The organism is Chloroflexus islandicus (assembly GCF_001650695.1).
Lineage (GTDB): Bacteria > Chloroflexota > Chloroflexia > Chloroflexales > Chloroflexaceae > Chloroflexus > Chloroflexus islandicus.
Window position 1 is genome coordinate 33259 of record NZ_LWQS01000114.1, and the last position, 15060, is coordinate 48318.

Annotated in this window: 11 protein-coding genes and 1 tRNA gene; 5 read left to right on the forward strand and 7 right to left on the reverse strand. The window is 61.7% G+C overall.

From position 1 onward, the window contains the following. The first annotated feature begins 11 nt into the window (after positions 1–11). From A6A03_RS18940 to A6A03_RS18950, 3 genes are all read left to right on the forward strand, one after another. Positions 12–87 (forward strand) — tRNA-Gly (locus A6A03_RS18940). 51 nt (positions 88–138) lie between these two features. Next, positions 139–2037, forward strand: a complete 1899-nt coding sequence (locus tag A6A03_RS18945) for an ABC-F family ATP-binding cassette domain-containing protein (RefSeq protein WP_066791384.1) — start codon at positions 139–141, stop codon at positions 2035–2037. Positions 2038–2066: 29 nt separating this feature from the next. Continuing rightward, positions 2067–2825, forward strand: a complete 759-nt coding sequence (locus A6A03_RS18950) for a class I SAM-dependent methyltransferase (protein WP_066791386.1) — start codon at positions 2067–2069, stop codon at positions 2823–2825. Positions 2826–3060: 235 nt separating this feature from the next. Here the strand turns inward: A6A03_RS18950 and A6A03_RS18955 are convergent, their stop codons facing one another. Beyond that, positions 3061–5376 carry an RNA-binding domain-containing protein gene (locus tag A6A03_RS18955; protein ID WP_066791388.1) on the reverse strand — a complete coding sequence of 772 codons (2316 nt, stop codon included), beginning with the start codon at positions 5374–5376 and terminating at the stop codon, positions 3061–3063. Positions 5377–6321: 945 nt separating this feature from the next. Here A6A03_RS18955 and A6A03_RS18965 point away from each other — a divergent pair. Then, positions 6322–7275, forward strand: a complete 954-nt coding sequence (locus tag A6A03_RS18965) for a tyrosine-type recombinase/integrase (protein ID WP_066791392.1) — start codon at positions 6322–6324, stop codon at positions 7273–7275. Between the two features lie 2 nt (positions 7276–7277). Here the strand turns inward: A6A03_RS18965 and A6A03_RS18970 are convergent, their stop codons facing one another. The 6 genes from A6A03_RS18970 to lepB all read right to left on the reverse strand — a co-directional run bounded on the left by A6A03_RS18970 (position 7278) and on the right by lepB (position 13438). Continuing rightward, entirely contained in the window at positions 7278–8108 is an 831-nt protein-coding gene (locus A6A03_RS18970) for an alpha/beta fold hydrolase (RefSeq protein ID WP_066791394.1), read from the reverse strand. Further along, positions 8105–9589, reverse strand: coding sequence for a S10 family peptidase (locus tag A6A03_RS18975; protein WP_066791395.1), 1485 nt, complete (start codon positions 9587–9589; stop codon positions 8105–8107). The genes A6A03_RS18970 and A6A03_RS18975 overlap by 4 nt, the downstream gene beginning before the upstream one ends. Then, positions 9586–10905, reverse strand: coding sequence for a GTPase ObgE (obgE, locus tag A6A03_RS18980; RefSeq protein WP_066791397.1), 1320 nt, complete (start codon positions 10903–10905; stop codon positions 9586–9588). The genes A6A03_RS18975 and obgE overlap by 4 nt, the downstream gene beginning before the upstream one ends. A gap of 378 nt (positions 10906–11283) precedes the next feature. After that, the gene (gene tatA, locus A6A03_RS18985) at positions 11284–11472 is read right to left on the reverse strand and encodes a twin-arginine translocase TatA/TatE family subunit (protein WP_066791399.1); all 189 of its coding nucleotides are present in this window, start codon (positions 11470–11472) and stop codon (positions 11284–11286) included. Between the two features lie 106 nt (positions 11473–11578). Then, a complete protein-coding gene (locus A6A03_RS18990) occupies positions 11579–12712 on the reverse strand; it encodes a glycosyltransferase family 4 protein (protein ID WP_066791401.1) in 1134 nt (377 codons plus the stop codon). A 15-nt stretch (positions 12713–12727) separates the two neighbouring features. Next, positions 12728–13438 carry a signal peptidase I gene (gene lepB, locus A6A03_RS18995; protein WP_066791404.1) on the reverse strand — a complete coding sequence of 237 codons (711 nt, stop codon included), beginning with the start codon at positions 13436–13438 and terminating at the stop codon, positions 12728–12730. A 618-nt stretch (positions 13439–14056) separates the two neighbouring features. Between lepB and A6A03_RS19000 the strand changes: the two genes are divergently transcribed. Then, complete coding sequence (locus A6A03_RS19000; RefSeq protein ID WP_066791406.1) at positions 14057–15058, forward strand: radical SAM protein; 1002 nt, start codon at positions 14057–14059, stop codon at positions 15056–15058. Positions 15059–15060 lie beyond the last annotated feature (2 nt).

Genomic DNA, 15060 nt, shown 5'->3' on the forward strand with positions numbered 1-15060 from the left:
CTAAGCGCGATGCGGGAGTGGCTCAGTTGGTAGAGCGACACCTTGCCAAGGTGTAGGTCGCGGGTTCGAATCCCGTCTCCCGCTCCAATTAAGACCGGCGCCGGCGCGCTGGTCTTTTCTATTGTAAGAACCAAACCTATGACCCTGCTCAACGCAACCAATCTCAGCAAATACTACGGCGCTGAGCTGATCTTCCACGATGTCAGCTTCCAAATTGCGCGCGGTGAGAAGGTGGCGATCGTCGGCATGAATGGCGCTGGCAAGAGCACCTTGCTGCGCATGATCGCTGGCTATGAGACGCCGGATAGCGGCAGTCTCAGCCTTGCCCGCGGCACCCGCGTCGCCTATCTGGCCCAAGAGACGCGCTTCAGCGGCGATCTGACCCTCTGGCAAGAGATGGAAGCGGCGCTGGCCGAGATCCATCACTGGCGCGCCGAGCTGGCCGCCCTTGAGACCCGGCTGGCCGATACGTCCGCCCCCGATTGGGAAGCGGTGATGGAACGCTACGGCGAACTGAGCGCGCGGTTTGAGCACGCCGGCGGCTATGAGATCGAGCATCGCATCGAGCGCACCCTGCACGGCCTCGGCTTCCGGCCTGAACAGTTCCACCAGCGTATGGGCCAGTTTTCCGGCGGGCAAAAGACGCGGGCCGCGCTGGCCGCCGCTCTGCTCAGCGATCCCGATTTGCTGCTGCTCGACGAGCCGACCAACCATCTCGATATGCAGGCGCTCGAATGGCTCGAACAGTTCTTGCGCACGTGGGACGGCACGCTGGTAGTGGTTTCACACGACCGCTACTTCCTTGAGCGGGTGACGAAGCGCACGCTGGAGATCAGTTTTAACCGGCTCGAAGATTACCCCGGCAGCTACGAAAAGTATCTGGCGCTGAAGGCCGAGCGCATGGAACGGCGGCTGAAAGAGTACCAAGCCCAGCAAGCATTCATTGCCCGTACCGAAGAGTTCATCCGGCGCTACAAGGCCGGCCAGCGCGCACGCGAGGCTAAAGGGCGCGAAAAGCGGTTAGAGCGGCTCAAACGCGAGCAGTTGCTCGACCGGCCAAAAGAGGCGGCCAAACTGCGGGTTGCGCTCGATAGCCAATTGCGGTCGGGGGAGCTGGTCTTACGCCTTGACGGGTTGGTAGTCGGCTATCAGGGGCCGCGCGGCGAGGGCAAGACGCTGCTGCGAGCCGATGACTTGACCATCCGGCGCGGCGAGCGGGTCGGGTTGCTAGGGCCAAACGGCTGCGGCAAGACGACGCTGCTCCGCACGCTAATCGGCCAATTGCCTCCGCTGCAAGGCGCGGCCCGCTTTGGCCACGAAGTGCGGGTGGGGTACTACGCCCAAGGCCATGACGTACTGGAATGGAACAACACCGTACTGGATGAGGTGCTGCGGGTCGCGCCGAGCCTCGGCGAAGGGCCGGCCCGCAACCTGCTCGCCCGGTTTCTCTTTACCGGCGACGATGTGTTCAAGCGGATCGCCGACCTCAGCGGCGGCGAACGATCGCGGGTGGCGTTGGCCCAATTGACGCTGCTGCCGGGCAATCTGCTCTTGCTCGACGAGCCGACCAACCACCTCGACATTGATGCCCGTGAGGCGCTCGAAGCGGTGTTGAAAGAGTACACCGGCTCGATCCTGTTTGTCTCGCACGACCGCTACTTCATCGACACGCTGGCCGACAAGTTGTGGATCGTCGAGCAAGGCCGGATCAAGCAGTTCGCCGGCAACTACAGCGAGTATATGGCGGCGCAGAACGCCGCGCCGCCTGCACCGGCGCCCAAAGCCGCCGAGCCGAAGGCAGCGCCGGCCAAACCGGCCCGGCCCGACGACGCCGAGCGGGCCAAGCAGCGCCGGCTGGCTGCGTTGGAAGCCGAAGTGACCGCGCTGGAACAAGACCTTGCCCGCCTCAGCAGCGAACTCGACGCGGCCAGCCAAGCGCGGGACGTATCCCGGCTGACGGCGCTGGGAGCGCAGTACGCCGAACTGGAGCGGTTGCTGGCCGAAAAATACGCCCAGTGGGAGCAACTGGCGGCGTGAGCGGGCACGGCGAACCGCTCAGAGAGCCTATGATCTACCACGACTACGCTCCGATCTACCATGCCGCCGGCCAAGCGGCATTTGGCACGGCGCTGGCGCAGATCATCCTTGCCCAACTGCCGGCACCGCCGCAGCGCGCGCTTGATCTCGCCTGCGGCACCGGCGCGGCGGCGATAGTACTGGCGGCTGCCGGCGCGACGGTGGTGGGAGTTGACGGCTCGCCGGCGATGCTGGCCATTGCCCGCGAACAAGCACGCCAGCGCGGGCTAGCGATCGAATGGATCGAAGCCGACATCCGCGCGCTGCCGGATGACCCGCGATTGCCGCCAGCGAGCTTCGACCTCTGCACCTGCCTCTTTGATAGCCTCAACCATCTCACTGATGATGATGATCTGGCCAAGGTCTGCCGGTCAGTAGGCCGATTATTGCGCCCCGGCGGGCAATTCATCTTCGACCTCAACACCCTCGCCGGCTTTCGCACGTGGCACGAATACGATCAGGTGCTCTTTGACGGGCCTGAGCTACTGGTCGTCAACCGGCTCCACTTTGACCACGCGCAACAGCGCGCGTATGGCCGCTTCGTCTGGTTCCAGCGCCGCGGCGAGCGGTGGTGGCGCAGCGAAGAGACTCATTGCGAACGGCCATGGAGCGACGATGAGATCGCCATGGCGCTGGCGAGCGGCGGTTTGCGCTTGGCAGCGCGCCTCACCCCGGACTGGACGCCGGCAGCGGACGATGCACCGCGGGTGGTGTATGTGGCTGAGCGAGGCAGGATTGAGATAGCATAGGCAGGCGATTGCTCGGCAGCGTGCCGCCGGTTGGGGCTAGCGCGCCAACCAACAATAACGTGCGGCAGGGGGACTGCCGCACGCCATAATGCTGCCCCACGCCGGCGCTTGCACGCCAAACATACCGGATGCGGCAGTTGAACTGCCGCACGCCATAACATTGCCCCACGCCGGCGCTTAGCCGTGCTCAGCATATCCCATGCGGCAGTTGAACTGCCGCACTCCATATATAGAATCACTCGCCGTAGAGTTGGAGCAACTCGCGCCACTCGCCGGTCAACTCTTCGCGGCGGGCAGCGTAGTAGACGTGAGTGACCCCCTGTTCGTCAACATAGACCAGATCGACTTGCGAGCGCATCGGGCGGAGGTAGCCGATATTGCCCCACCAACGCACCTTCTCGTGATCGAGCGGCATATCTTGGTGGAACATACGAGCAGCATACTCGCGCACGGTGCCGGGTTCGATATCTTGCAAGCGCCATGGCGCGCTGCTGACATCACCGGTGCGCAAATTGCGGAAGACGTACAGCCACTCACCCTCTTCGTTGCGAGTGGCGCTCACGACCTCGATGCCGGTGCGAGGACGAGCGACCCGGATCAGCGCCAGCCATGCGTCAGAGAGCTTCTCGCGGGGCACATTGTTATACTCTTGCACCACGCCAGTCTCTTTATCCTTCATGACCAGATCGAAGCGCGGCTGGCCCTCGTTATCAACCGAAATCCGCACCAACCCGCCTCTGCCACGCCAGCGGACGCGGCGTTCACCCCACGTCTCGATTTCAGACGGCGGCGGCGGCGCTTCGACCGTCTCTTCCTGATCGAAATCGGCGGTATCGGTCTCAACGCGGGTACCGGCCTCGTTGAGCAGGCTCATCCACGCTTCACCCAAGCCCCAATCGCTCACCCCATAGAAGATATGGTCGATCACACCATTCTGGTCGCGATGCACCAGATCGTACTTCACGCGCGAACCCTGCCGGTAAGCGCGCCAGAGACCAAGCCGGCCCCGCCAGCGGACTTGGCTTTGCAGATCGATCCGGCCTTCGCGCAAATCCTCGTGGCGACCAATCGCATAGGCCCACAACCCCTGCGCGCGGTCACGGGTCACGCCGGCAGTGGTGCGGAGATCGCGCACCTCGTAGACCCACGTCCCGCCACGGCGCTGGCTGGCGACAATCTCGACGCCAGAGCGGGGCAGTTCGAGCGTCTCGCCATTATCGAGCGGCGACGGCTCGCCGGCGGCGATCGCCTGCCGGCAAAGCTGGATAATCTCGCTGCGATTAGCGGCCACCGTCTCGCTATCGCGGCGGACATACACCGTGCCGTTGCTGCCGACATACGGCGGCGGCTCATTCGCCTTCACCTCAACCCGGATCACATCACGGCCCTCATAGTGCATCAGCTCGAACGACAAATAGGGTGCGGGGGTCAGATGATCAACCACACTCTGGCGGAGCGCCTCGGTAATCTGGTCGGGCCGTTCGACGCCAATCACCTTGCCGCCGGGATCGCAGCCCACGATCAACACCCCGCCGCCAATATTCGCCAACGCCGCCACATCGGGCCAGAGCGCCGCCGCCGCGGATGGATCGGCCACTGCGCGCAGCAATTGGCGATCGGTGCTGCCGCTAAAGCGGGCAACATCGAGCGACCACTGCTTCTGATCGCGCTTAGGCACGCGCACCCGATCGAAATCTTGGCTAGAAAAGAGCGCCTTGAGCGCCTCGAAACTACGGTCGGGCAAGAGGGCCTCGAAATAGCGATCACCGATGCCGTGGCGGTGAGTCGCCTGCGCGTCAGACTCGGCCAAGCGGCGCAGACGATGCGCGTCACTGCCTTGGATGCAGAACATGCGCCGCTCGTAATGCTCGGTCTTGCCGTTGTAGAAGCCGGGTGAAGTAAACTTCTCGTGATCGGTATAGAAATTGATAAACTCCAGCGCGTGGAGATAGGGGCTTTGCGTCACCGCCACGCGCGCTTGACCGCTGGTACCCATGCGCAAGGTCTCGGTAATCACGCCGTTGGGGCCATTGGCATGGGCAGCGATCACAATCCCGCCGGCGCGATGAATAATCTCGTAGGCCTCGGTGACGTGGCGGGTATTGGCCACGCTGCACACCCCACCCTTCAGCGACTCGGCGGGAATGCCGAGTTGGAGCAACGTGGCTTCGATCAGGCTCAGCGGGCGATTGGGCGGAAAGATGCCAAGAATATGCGCGCCAAAGTGTGACGTAAACTCAAAGCCGGGCAATACGGTGATCTTGGCCAGCAAACGGCGGTACTCGGCCAAACGCGCCTCTTCCTCACCCGTGAGCCGCCCAGCCTTTTCGAGCGTGGTCAGAAACTCAATCTCGCGTTGAAACTGCTCGTAGCCGGCGACGGTATTGTGATCGGTAAAGGCGATGATTTCAAGGCCGCGCCGTTCAGCTTCCTGTAGAATATCAAGGTAAGAAACGTTTGGTTCGGCGTAATCCTCAGACGCAGGCGTGTGCAGATGCAAATCAACCCGGATCCAGCGCATCCCGTTGCGCGCTTCTCCCATTGTATTCATATTATGAAAACCTTAGATATTCAGATCTTTTTTAGCCATGTTTTTCTGTCTTTTTTGTTTTTATCTTGGCTCTTCTTGTGATCAAACGATAGGAAGCTCCTCCTTCCTAACGATAGAGTGAGCCGACCACATAGGGTCATAGACACACTTTTCACCATGTACTGATAGTATACCAGATCAACGCGAGGTTGATGACACCAACCGCTGCTCGCGCAGCAGAGTCCGGCAACGCGGCGCCTGTTGGCCAACGGCGACGGCGAAATTGAACACGCTCGCTGGCGTTGGGACGCAGCCGTTGCTTGAATGCAGCATAGCTAGCCCATGACCGCTAGCGCATCCCAACAATCTGTTGCGGTCATTAATTTGGTTGCAAACTCGATTCAAAGCCATTGCCAACATTTAATCAATAGCAAAAATATTCATTTCTAGAACTAGCATGATGTCAAAGTATTTGCTATAATGCAAGCAACGCTGAATATGACGTTGATGTAACGCTTTTGCGCGCCGAGGCCGCACCATGATGGCTGTGATCGGCAAGCAATGGGTGGCCGCTACGCGCGGCTTGCCTCTGGCAAGCAAGCCGTCTTCCCACCGGCTCGCTCAGCAAATGCTGCGGACGGGAGCGCGCAAGCAAAATGGTCGGCATACCGGCAGGCGGGAAGATGGATGAGCCGGTATCAGTTTGCGTCAATGGTTATGCACTGAGGTGGCTCCGCACAGCGCAGATACTTTACGCGATTGGGAAGATTGCGGCGAGTGGTCGCGGTACTACACGGATCGCGACCCGCGCCATACCACAACACACACTTGCGCTTCATCGCAGAAGCGACAGGATCGCAACCCTACCGCTCGCCGGCGGGCGCATCATCTGGCGCCGCGAGCAGCTCGCTGCGGATGACATCGATTGCCGAGCGCTGTCATCGCGGCAGGAGAGAGGAGAGTCCTATGTCTAATGCAAGCGGATTCGGCCTGCAGCAGGCGCGCACCATCATCAGCGAGTTAGAGCAGTTTCTGGCCGATCTGAAGCAGGAAGATGGGTTGAGCGAAAACACCATCACCTCGTACCGTTGCGATTTGCGCACGGCAGGAACCGCCTTGAGCCAAGATCTCACGGCCATTACCGCCAGCGATATCCAACACTTTCTGGCTAGCCGGCAAGAACAGCCGGGCACGACGAACCGGCGGATTGCGAGTCTGGGCCGGTTTTTCCGCTGGGCGCTGGCACGCGGGTATGTCAGCCATAATCCGATCGAGCAGATCAACAGCCGGATTCCGACCGAACACCATCCGCAGCCGATTGCCAACGAGGCCGAACTGCGCGCGCTAGATCAGGCGATCGCAACTGCGCCGCAACCCTACCGGCTGATCTTCACTCTATTGCGCGAGATCGGCATTCGCACCGACGAGGTGCTCAACCTCAACCTTGGCGATGTGATCCTTGAGCCGGGGCGCGAGATGTTGCTGGTGCGCGACAGCAAGAGCGGGAATAAGCGGATGATTGCGCTGACCCCTGATGCAATGCCGCGTTCGTTGCGCGGGTTGCGCAGTTGGGTGCGCGAGATGGAGCATTTGCCGCCCGACACGCCGCTCTTCCGGTCGTCGCGTGGCACGCGCGCATCGTACGACACGCTGCACCGGCGCTGGGTGGCGGTGTGCAAGGCGGCCCGGCTGATCGATATTGTCGATGGGCGCGAGCAGCCACGCTACACGTTGCACCACCTCCGCCACACCGCTGCCGCCGAGCTGATCACGTTTTACCCAGAGCAGGTAGTGCGCCGGATTTTGGGCCATCGCGATCCACGCTCGACTCGCCGCTACACCGAGCTGGTGCGCAACCAGCCCCGCGCCGCCGAGCGGACGGCCAATCTGCACACGCCACCCCGGCGCGAGGCGATGTGAGGTTACAACGACGGTGCGGCAAGGAAGGCGCGGATGGCCGCATACGTCGGGCCATAGCCCGGCCCGCGCAGCATATTGTGATTGGTACCGGGGATGAGCTGCATCTGCACGAGACCCGGCGGCGCGGCGGCCTGTAGTTCGGCTTGCACCTCTGGCGGTACGATTGTGTACTCCGGTTCGGCCAGCAAGATCAGCAGCGGCGCCCGCACCCGCCCAATCCGCGGCGCTAGTGTCCAGTCTTCCGGCATGAGGAATAAGCCGGCCACTTGCTCGTAGCGGCACTCGACCAACGCCTGCGCCTTCCAATAGTAATCGCACGGATGCCAATCCGGGTTGGTCTCGCGCAACATTGGCAAGGTCACTTCCGGCGGCTCGCCTACTCCCCGGCTAAACTGCGGCAACCACGACGGGGCCACAGCCGCTTCTTGCCGGATCAGCGGATCGACCAGCACGGCCCGCCGCACAGTGGCCCGCGCCGGATGGTCGCCGCTCAGCAAAGCCAGCGTCGTCGCCCCGCCCCACGAATGGCCAATCAACGCTATGTCGCTCAGGCCCAAGGTCTGGATCAGATCACCCACAATGTTCGCCACCGTATCAATATCGTAGGCCGGGCTCAGATCGCTCTGGCCGTGGCCGGGCATATCAATCGCGATCACCCGCCAACCTTCGGCGGCCAAATCCGCCCCCAACCGCCAGAGGGTAACGGCGCTGCTGGTGATACCGTGGCAGAGCAGCGCGGTGGGGCCGGCGTTTGGCCATTCGAGAACACTGACCCGGCCATGACCAAGGTGGACGAAGTGGCGTTGGGCGTTGATGTGGCATGGTTCGGTCATTGGCTTGCTCCCTCCTCTGGGGCAACAGCGACGAAATCGGCCAGCACTGCCTTGAGCGCCGCTAATGATGTTTCCTGAATGTACATCATGTGGCCGGCAGGGTAGAAGCTCTCGCTGATCTGGCGGCGCAACGCCGGATCGAGGGCGAGATGGTTGAGCGTATAGCGAGTGGCAAAGTAGGGTGTCGCCAGATCGTAGTAACCGCTCGCGACATGCACGCGCAGCGCCGGATTACGGTGCATCGCCCGCCGCAGCGTCTCGGCGACATCAACGTAGCGGTTTTGGTGATCGTTGAAACTCCACGGCCACACCCGCTCGGTAAGGATTTCGTAGGGCAGATCGCTGCTAAAGCCCAACTGCTCGCGCACATAATGGTTGAGCGCGGCAGTGTAGGGGCCGGTAATCGCGGCGAGGCTCGGATCAAGCTCGACCGTCTCGCCTACTGCGTCGCGATCGCTGCCGGTAAACCGGCTGTCGAGCCGGCCCACCGTGCGGTGCTGATCGCGCAGCAACTCCTTCACAAACCGGTCGTCGCGAATCCGCAAGCGCGAGCGGGCAATATAGTCGCGGCTGAGACCGGTGTAGCGGGCCAATTGGGTGGCGATACGCTCGAAGGTGGCCGGATCGAGCTGATCGCCCTGCAACAAGGCCAGCGCATAGTCGCCGAACGCAAATGCTTCCGCAGCGCGCAGGGTCGCGACCAGATCGCGCTGCAACTCCGGTTCGAGCCGGCGGTGGTAGAAGGCGGTGGCGGTATAGGCTGGCAAAAAGAGCATGTAGGGCAGATCGTTGCCGTGATCGAACGAGAGGGTCTGAAAGTGCAACACCGCCGAGATCAGCATCAGGCCATTGAGGTAGAGGCCGTGCCGTTCTTGCAAATAGCCAGCCAAACCGGCGGCGCGGGTGGTGCCGTAGCTCTCGCCGGCCAGATACTTGGGTGACAGCCAGCGCCCGTAGCGGCTGGTGTACAGCCGGATAAAATCACCCACCGACTCGATGTCTTTGCGGAAATCGTGAAACTGCTTGGCCGACTCGCCGGCGACGGGACGGCTATAGCCGGTGCTGACCGGATCGATAAAGACCAGATCGCTCACATCGAGCAACGAGTACGGGTTAGGCGCGAGACGACCGGGAGGCGGCAACGGCCACCCCTCTTCAGTCATCAGCACCCGCTGGGGGCCAAGCAAACCGAGGTGCAGCCAGACCGACGACGAGCCGGGGCCGCCGTTGAAGGCAAAGGTAAGCGGACGCCGGCTAGCATCACTCACATCATCGCGGGTATAGGCGACGAAGAAGATCCCGGCCCGCGCCTGCTCACCGGCGCTGACGCCATCCTTCTCCGCCTCCTCCTTCATAATGATCACGCCGGCGGTGGCCGTATACGCGATCTCAACGCCATTGATCACCACCGTGTGCTGGGTCTGCACAAGCTGATCGGCGGGTGGCATCGCCGGAGCAGCAGCAGGTTGGGTTGTTGTCATGCGATATGCCGTCCGCTATCATCCCACACCAATTCGGCGCGCCCAATGCGCACCAGATCACCATCTTGAACGCCAGCCGCTATCAGGGCCTCGTTAATGCCGCTCGCTTCGAGCACGCGCTGGATCCGGTCGAGCGCCTCGTCTTGGTCGAGATTGCTCATCGCGATCAGGCGCTCGATCTTGACCCCGCGCACCCGGAAGGCATCGCCTTCACGTTCGATGGTAAAGGCATTCTCATCAACCGGCGGCAGCGGCCATTCGAGCGGCGGCTCATCGGGATCGACCGGCTCGCGCTGGGGTGGCGGATCGGCGCGCAACAGCTCGGCCACCCGCTGCAAGAGCGGTTCGATGCCGGCGCCGGTTGCCGCCGAAATCACAAACAGATCCTCTGGCGCCACCGGCAGGCGAGAGCGCAAGATGGGCAGGTTTTCTTGAGCCGCCGGCAAATCGGCCTTATTGAGCGCCACCACCTGCTTGCGCAGGGCCAATTCAGGCTGGTACAGGCGTAGTTCGGTATTAATCTGCTCGTAGTCATCCCACGGCGCACGGCCATCAACCCCGGCGGCATCGATGATGTGGATCAGCAAGCGCGTGCGCTCGACATGGCGGAGAAAATCGTGACCGAGACCGACGCCGGCATGCGCCCCTTCGATCAAACCGGGAATATCGGCCACCACAAACCGCTGCAAGCCAACTTCGACAATGCCGAGATTAGGGGTGAGAGTGGTAAACGGGTAGGCGGCAATCTTGGGCCGGGCAGCGCTGATCACCGAGAGCAGAGTCGATTTGCCGGCATTCGGAAAGCCAACCAACCCCACATCCGCCAGCATCTTCAGTTCGAGCTCAAGCGTCAACTCTTGGCCGGGTTCGCCCAACTCGGCGAGCCGCGGTGCTTGGCGGGTTGGGGTGGCAAAATGGATATTACCCAAACCGCCGCGCCCGCCGCGGGCAGCGAGCAGGCGCTGGCCGGGCCGGGCAAGATCGACGGTATAGGTCACGCCATCGATCGTGGCCCGCACCACCGTCCCGGGAGGCACCGGCACAACGACATCGGCGCCATTGCGGCCATGCATCGCATTCTTGCCGCCGTGACCGCCATTCTCGGCGACAAACTTGCGCTGATAGCGAAAATGCAGCAGGGTATTGTATTCAGGGTCGGCGACGAGATAGACGTGGCCGCCGCGCCCGCCATCGCCGCCATTGGGGCCGCCGCGCGGCACATACTTCTCGCGGCGAAAGGTCGCCGCACCGTTGCCGCCATTGCCGGCCCGCACCACAATGGTTGCCTGATCAAAAAAATCGGTCGTCATACGCAAACAGCACGAGGGCGCAGATCAACGCGCCCCGTTCCTTAATCTTTCCATCAACAATATCACCAATCCGGCTGCTTTCGACAGGCTGCCCCTTCACAGGGGATTGGCGCAAGGGGGCGCAAGTCTCGCGATACCGCGCAATGCCAAGGGAATAAGCAAACCGTTACCAGCGCCAAGCCAGCAGGCGTTGTTCACAATCACAATGACGCAACAAGCCTGACAGGAGATACGCAATATCGGACAAAAGCTACTCTCTCGATCAAGCCATTATGGAGTGCGGCAGTTCAACTGCCGCACTCCATAGAGGAGTCGCTTCTCATAGATGCGCACGCAATCGCCACATGCGCCGCGCTGTTGCAGCGGGTAGTTACCAACCCACCGCTACGCTTTGGTTTCGCCCTCGGTTTTGGCGTCATTGCGCGGCTCTTCGTCGCCCTTCACCGCCTTGCGAAACTCGCGGATGCTGCTGCCGAGCGCGCCGCCGAGGCCGGCCAGCTTGCCAGCACCAAAGATCGCAATCACGATCACGAGGATAATTAACAGCTCACCCCAGCCAAGACCGCCAATCATAACCTGCACTCCTTCCTCGTGCAACCGGCGCGCACCAGCGATGCGCGTCCCGAATCATTATACCCCAGCGCGGGGGTGTGTCAACGCAAACCTTACGGCGCCATCCCTATACCGCCACAGCCTCGCGATAAGCCGCCAGCGTCTTGGCGGCGGTATCCGCCCATGAAAAGCGGCGGGCGCGGGCCAAACCCCGTTGGCGCAATTCGGCACGGAGATCGGCATCAACCAACACGCGCCGGATCGCCTCGGCTAGCGCGATCGGGTCGGTAGGCGCGACCATCAACCCGGCATCACCGACCACTTCGGGCAGGCTCGACGTATTGGAAGTAATCACCGGCGTGCCGCAGGCCATCGCCTCAAGCGGCGGCATGCCAAACCCCTCATAGATCGACGGAAAGACGAAGACGGTAGCTGCCGCATACCAGAGCGGTAACTCCTCTTCGGGAATATAGCCGGCAAACTTCACCCGATCACGCAGATTCAACTGTTCCAGCCGGGCGAAGATCGGCTCGTACATCCAACCCTTGCCGCCGCCGATTAGCAACGGCACATCAGGCACGCTCTGGCTCACCAACGCGAACGCCTCGAGCAGCGTGGTCAGATTCTTGCGCGGCTCCAGCGTGCCGACATAGAGCACAAACCGCTCAGGCAAGCCATGGCGGGCGCGCAATTGTTCGATGGCCGCCGGCGCCGGCGGGTGGAAGTGGCTGCGGGCAGCGTTCGGCGTCACGATCACCCGCTCGGACGGAATGCCGAGCAACCCAACCACCTCGCGCTTGGTATGTTCGGAAACCGCCAAAATCCGGCTAGCGCGGCGAGCGCTCAGCCGGGTCGCCAGATCGAGGTAAATGCGGTTATAGGCGCGAAACGTCTGCGGGAAGCGGATAAAAGCCAGATCGTGGATCGTGATCACCGTCGGCACCGGACTGAGCAAGGGGGCCACATTGAGGCAACCGTGGTAGAGATCGGCTGTGCCGCGCAAAATCAGCGGCGCAATCCCCTGTTCCCACGGAATCCGCACCCGTGGATTGATCGTCGGCAACCGGGACGGCTTCACGACAAAATTGGCTGGCAACCCCAGCGCCGCCTGATCAAGACCGCGGGTGGTATACACGGTATAGTGATTGGCGCGATCGATCTGCGCCAAATGGAGCAACACTTGCTCGATATAGTGCGAAACGCCGGCCCGGCGAAACGAACGGGTATGAGCAAGGAGATGAGCGTTAACGGCAATGCGCATAGCAACAAACAATGCTTACGGCGTAGCAGCGGTAACAGTATCGTAGCGATGGTGCGGCACCAAGCCCCAATCGCTGAAGGGAAAATAGATCAACCACGCCTGCCCGACCACGCGATCGAGCGGCAGCGCATCCCATTCTCGCGAATCGGAGCTATTGCCGCGATTGTCTCCCATCACAAAGATCGAACCGGGCGGCACGGTGATCGGCCCCTGCGCGCAGGGATACCCGCCAAGACAATAGGTAAACGCGCCGCGCAAGTACGGCTCGTCGAGCAGCTCGCCATTGACATAGACCCGGCCCTCGCGGAATTCGAGCACATCGCCGGGCAAACCGATCACGCGCTTGATATAATCTTTCCGCACATCACGCGGATACTCAAAGACCACAATGTCACCGCGTTGCGGCGGGCGGAAGGGATAGACCACCCGCGGCGGCAAATCAGCTTGGCCGGGAAGCAGGCGCAGCGGCGCATTCAGGTCAAAATGAAAATAGATCAGTTTATTGACCAGAATATACTGACCCGTATGGAGCGTCGGCTCCATACTTGAGCCTTCGATCTTAAAATTTTGCACCACGCCGCGCACGATCAGAAAGACCAACAGAATAAAGATCGCCGTCTCGAGCAATTCGCGCACCACATAGCGCAACGGCGCACGCGGATGGCGCACCGGCTCAGCCTCAAGGGAAGGAGCCAATGGATCGGGTGACGAATGACTATCGCTCATAGCACCGTTTTGCACGCTCTATGCTACACTACAGGGTAGAGCGCAAGGCGAGAATGGCGCGCGGAGGGAAGGTTTCCCTCCGCAATCGCTGGCATTATACTCGAACGCGGGGCAAATTGCCAGCCCATACCAATAGGTAATAGCATGAAGCGCCGCAACCAACGCAACGCGGGGAAGGTCTTGAGGAGCGATGATGAGGCGCCGGTTCGCCCTCACCCCCAGCCCCGCTCCCACTGGGGCGGGTTCAGGGGCGGACAGAACATCTGTCCGGTACCCGGCCCTCAAGGGCCGGGCTAGGGTTACGAAGCCCGCTGCGCGGGCTGCTGGCCCTCACCCCCAGCCCCTCTCTCACCTAACGGCGGGAGAGGGGAGCGGAGAGCCGGGATTTGAGGCATCACACAGCGATCAATGGGTGTGGTCGAACACGTGCTCTGTCCGTTCCTCAACTGGCGAGAGAGTGGGGTGCAGCGCTGGGCGTTGGGGCATTGCACAGCGCTCAACGGTTGCACTCGATCAGAGGTTCTGCCTACCTCTCAACCCCGCTGGGGTGAGGAGCGAGCATAAGCGCTCGTTTGGCACTTGCGCACCTTAGATTGAAGATAGAGGAAAGCTGAGATTATGTCATCGCTGGCCACCTTAGTACAGCCGCTTGGCGAGGGAAGTTTTCAGTGTCTAGCCTGCCAATGGCGTTGCACACTCGCGCCGGGAGAGGTTGGGCGCTGCCAGATGCGCGTCGGAAGCGCCGATGGGATCGAGCTGCTGAATCACGGTATGATCAGCGGCGCCGCTATCGGCCCAATCGAAGATCACCGGCTCTGGCACTTCTTTCCCGATACCACTGCGTTGGCCATCGGTGGCTGGGGCTATGCGTTGCCGGTTGATCAACAACGCGGCCAATACGGCGCGTTGCCCTCTGACCCAGCCAAACAACGACGGCTTGACCCACAGCGCGCTGCCGACTTCGCGCTCGAACGGCTCTGCCGTGGCGTAGTGTGGGCGTTTGGCGAGCCGGCGGTTAACTTTGAATACCTGCTGGCCTTACTGCAACTGAGCCGCGCCGCCAGCCGCTATACCGCTATTGTCACGAGCGGTATGCTGAGCAGCGAGGCGCTGAGCGAATTAGGGCCGTATCTGCACGGTGTCAGTCTTGATCTGCGCGGCTTTTCGGATAATGCCTACCAACGGCTAGGCGGGATCAGCAACTGGCGGCAGATTTTGCGCTTCGCCGAAGAGGCGCAACAACGCTGGCAGTGCCATATCGAGGTGACAACCCGCATCCACCACGGCGTCAATGATCATCCTGACGAGCTGCGCGAGATGGTCAGTTGGATCAAGACAACCCTCGGCGAAGGCACGCCATGGCACGTCTTGCCGGGTGATGCCGGTAGTGAGACCGCCGCGGCGACTATGCGCGCGCGCCGGATCGGGCACGAGAGCGGTTTGCAGTTTATCTATGGGCCGGAGCCCAACCAACCCACCCGTTGCCCAGCGTGCCAAGCGACCCTGATTAGCCGGCAGAACGGGGTGAGCCGGAAGGTGGGGCTAGATGGCAATCGCTGCACCAGTTGCGGCTACGCGGCGAATTTGTATTTGTCGATTTTTAAAGTACATCGTGGATGATG

What these genes read in the sequence shown, in the direction of transcription:
- A6A03_RS18950 (WP_066791386.1), top strand. Translation starts at nt 2,067, where the DNA reads ATGATCTACCACGACTACGCTCCGATCTACCATGCCGCCGGCCAAGCG.
- A6A03_RS18970 (WP_066791394.1), bottom strand. Translation starts at nt 8,108, where the DNA reads ATGACCGAACCATGCCACATCAACGCCCAACGCCACTTCGTCCACCTT.
- A6A03_RS18955 (WP_066791388.1), bottom strand. Translation starts at nt 5,376, where the DNA reads ATGAATACAATGGGAGAAGCGCGCAACGGGATGCGCTGGATCCGGGTT.
- A6A03_RS18975 (WP_066791395.1), bottom strand. Translation starts at nt 9,589, where the DNA reads ATGACAACAACCCAACCTGCTGCTGCTCCGGCGATGCCACCCGCCGAT.
- tatA (WP_066791399.1), bottom strand. Translation starts at nt 11,472, where the DNA reads ATGATTGGCGGTCTTGGCTGGGGTGAGCTGTTAATTATCCTCGTGATC.
- A6A03_RS19000 (WP_066791406.1), top strand. Translation starts at nt 14,057, where the DNA reads ATGTCATCGCTGGCCACCTTAGTACAGCCGCTTGGCGAGGGAAGTTTT.
- A6A03_RS18965 (WP_066791392.1), top strand. Translation starts at nt 6,322, where the DNA reads ATGTCTAATGCAAGCGGATTCGGCCTGCAGCAGGCGCGCACCATCATC.
- A6A03_RS18945 (WP_066791384.1), top strand. Translation starts at nt 139, where the DNA reads ATGACCCTGCTCAACGCAACCAATCTCAGCAAATACTACGGCGCTGAG.
- lepB (WP_066791404.1), bottom strand. Translation starts at nt 13,438, where the DNA reads ATGAGCGATAGTCATTCGTCACCCGATCCATTGGCTCCTTCCCTTGAG.
- A6A03_RS18990 (WP_066791401.1), bottom strand. Translation starts at nt 12,712, where the DNA reads ATGCGCATTGCCGTTAACGCTCATCTCCTTGCTCATACCCGTTCGTTT.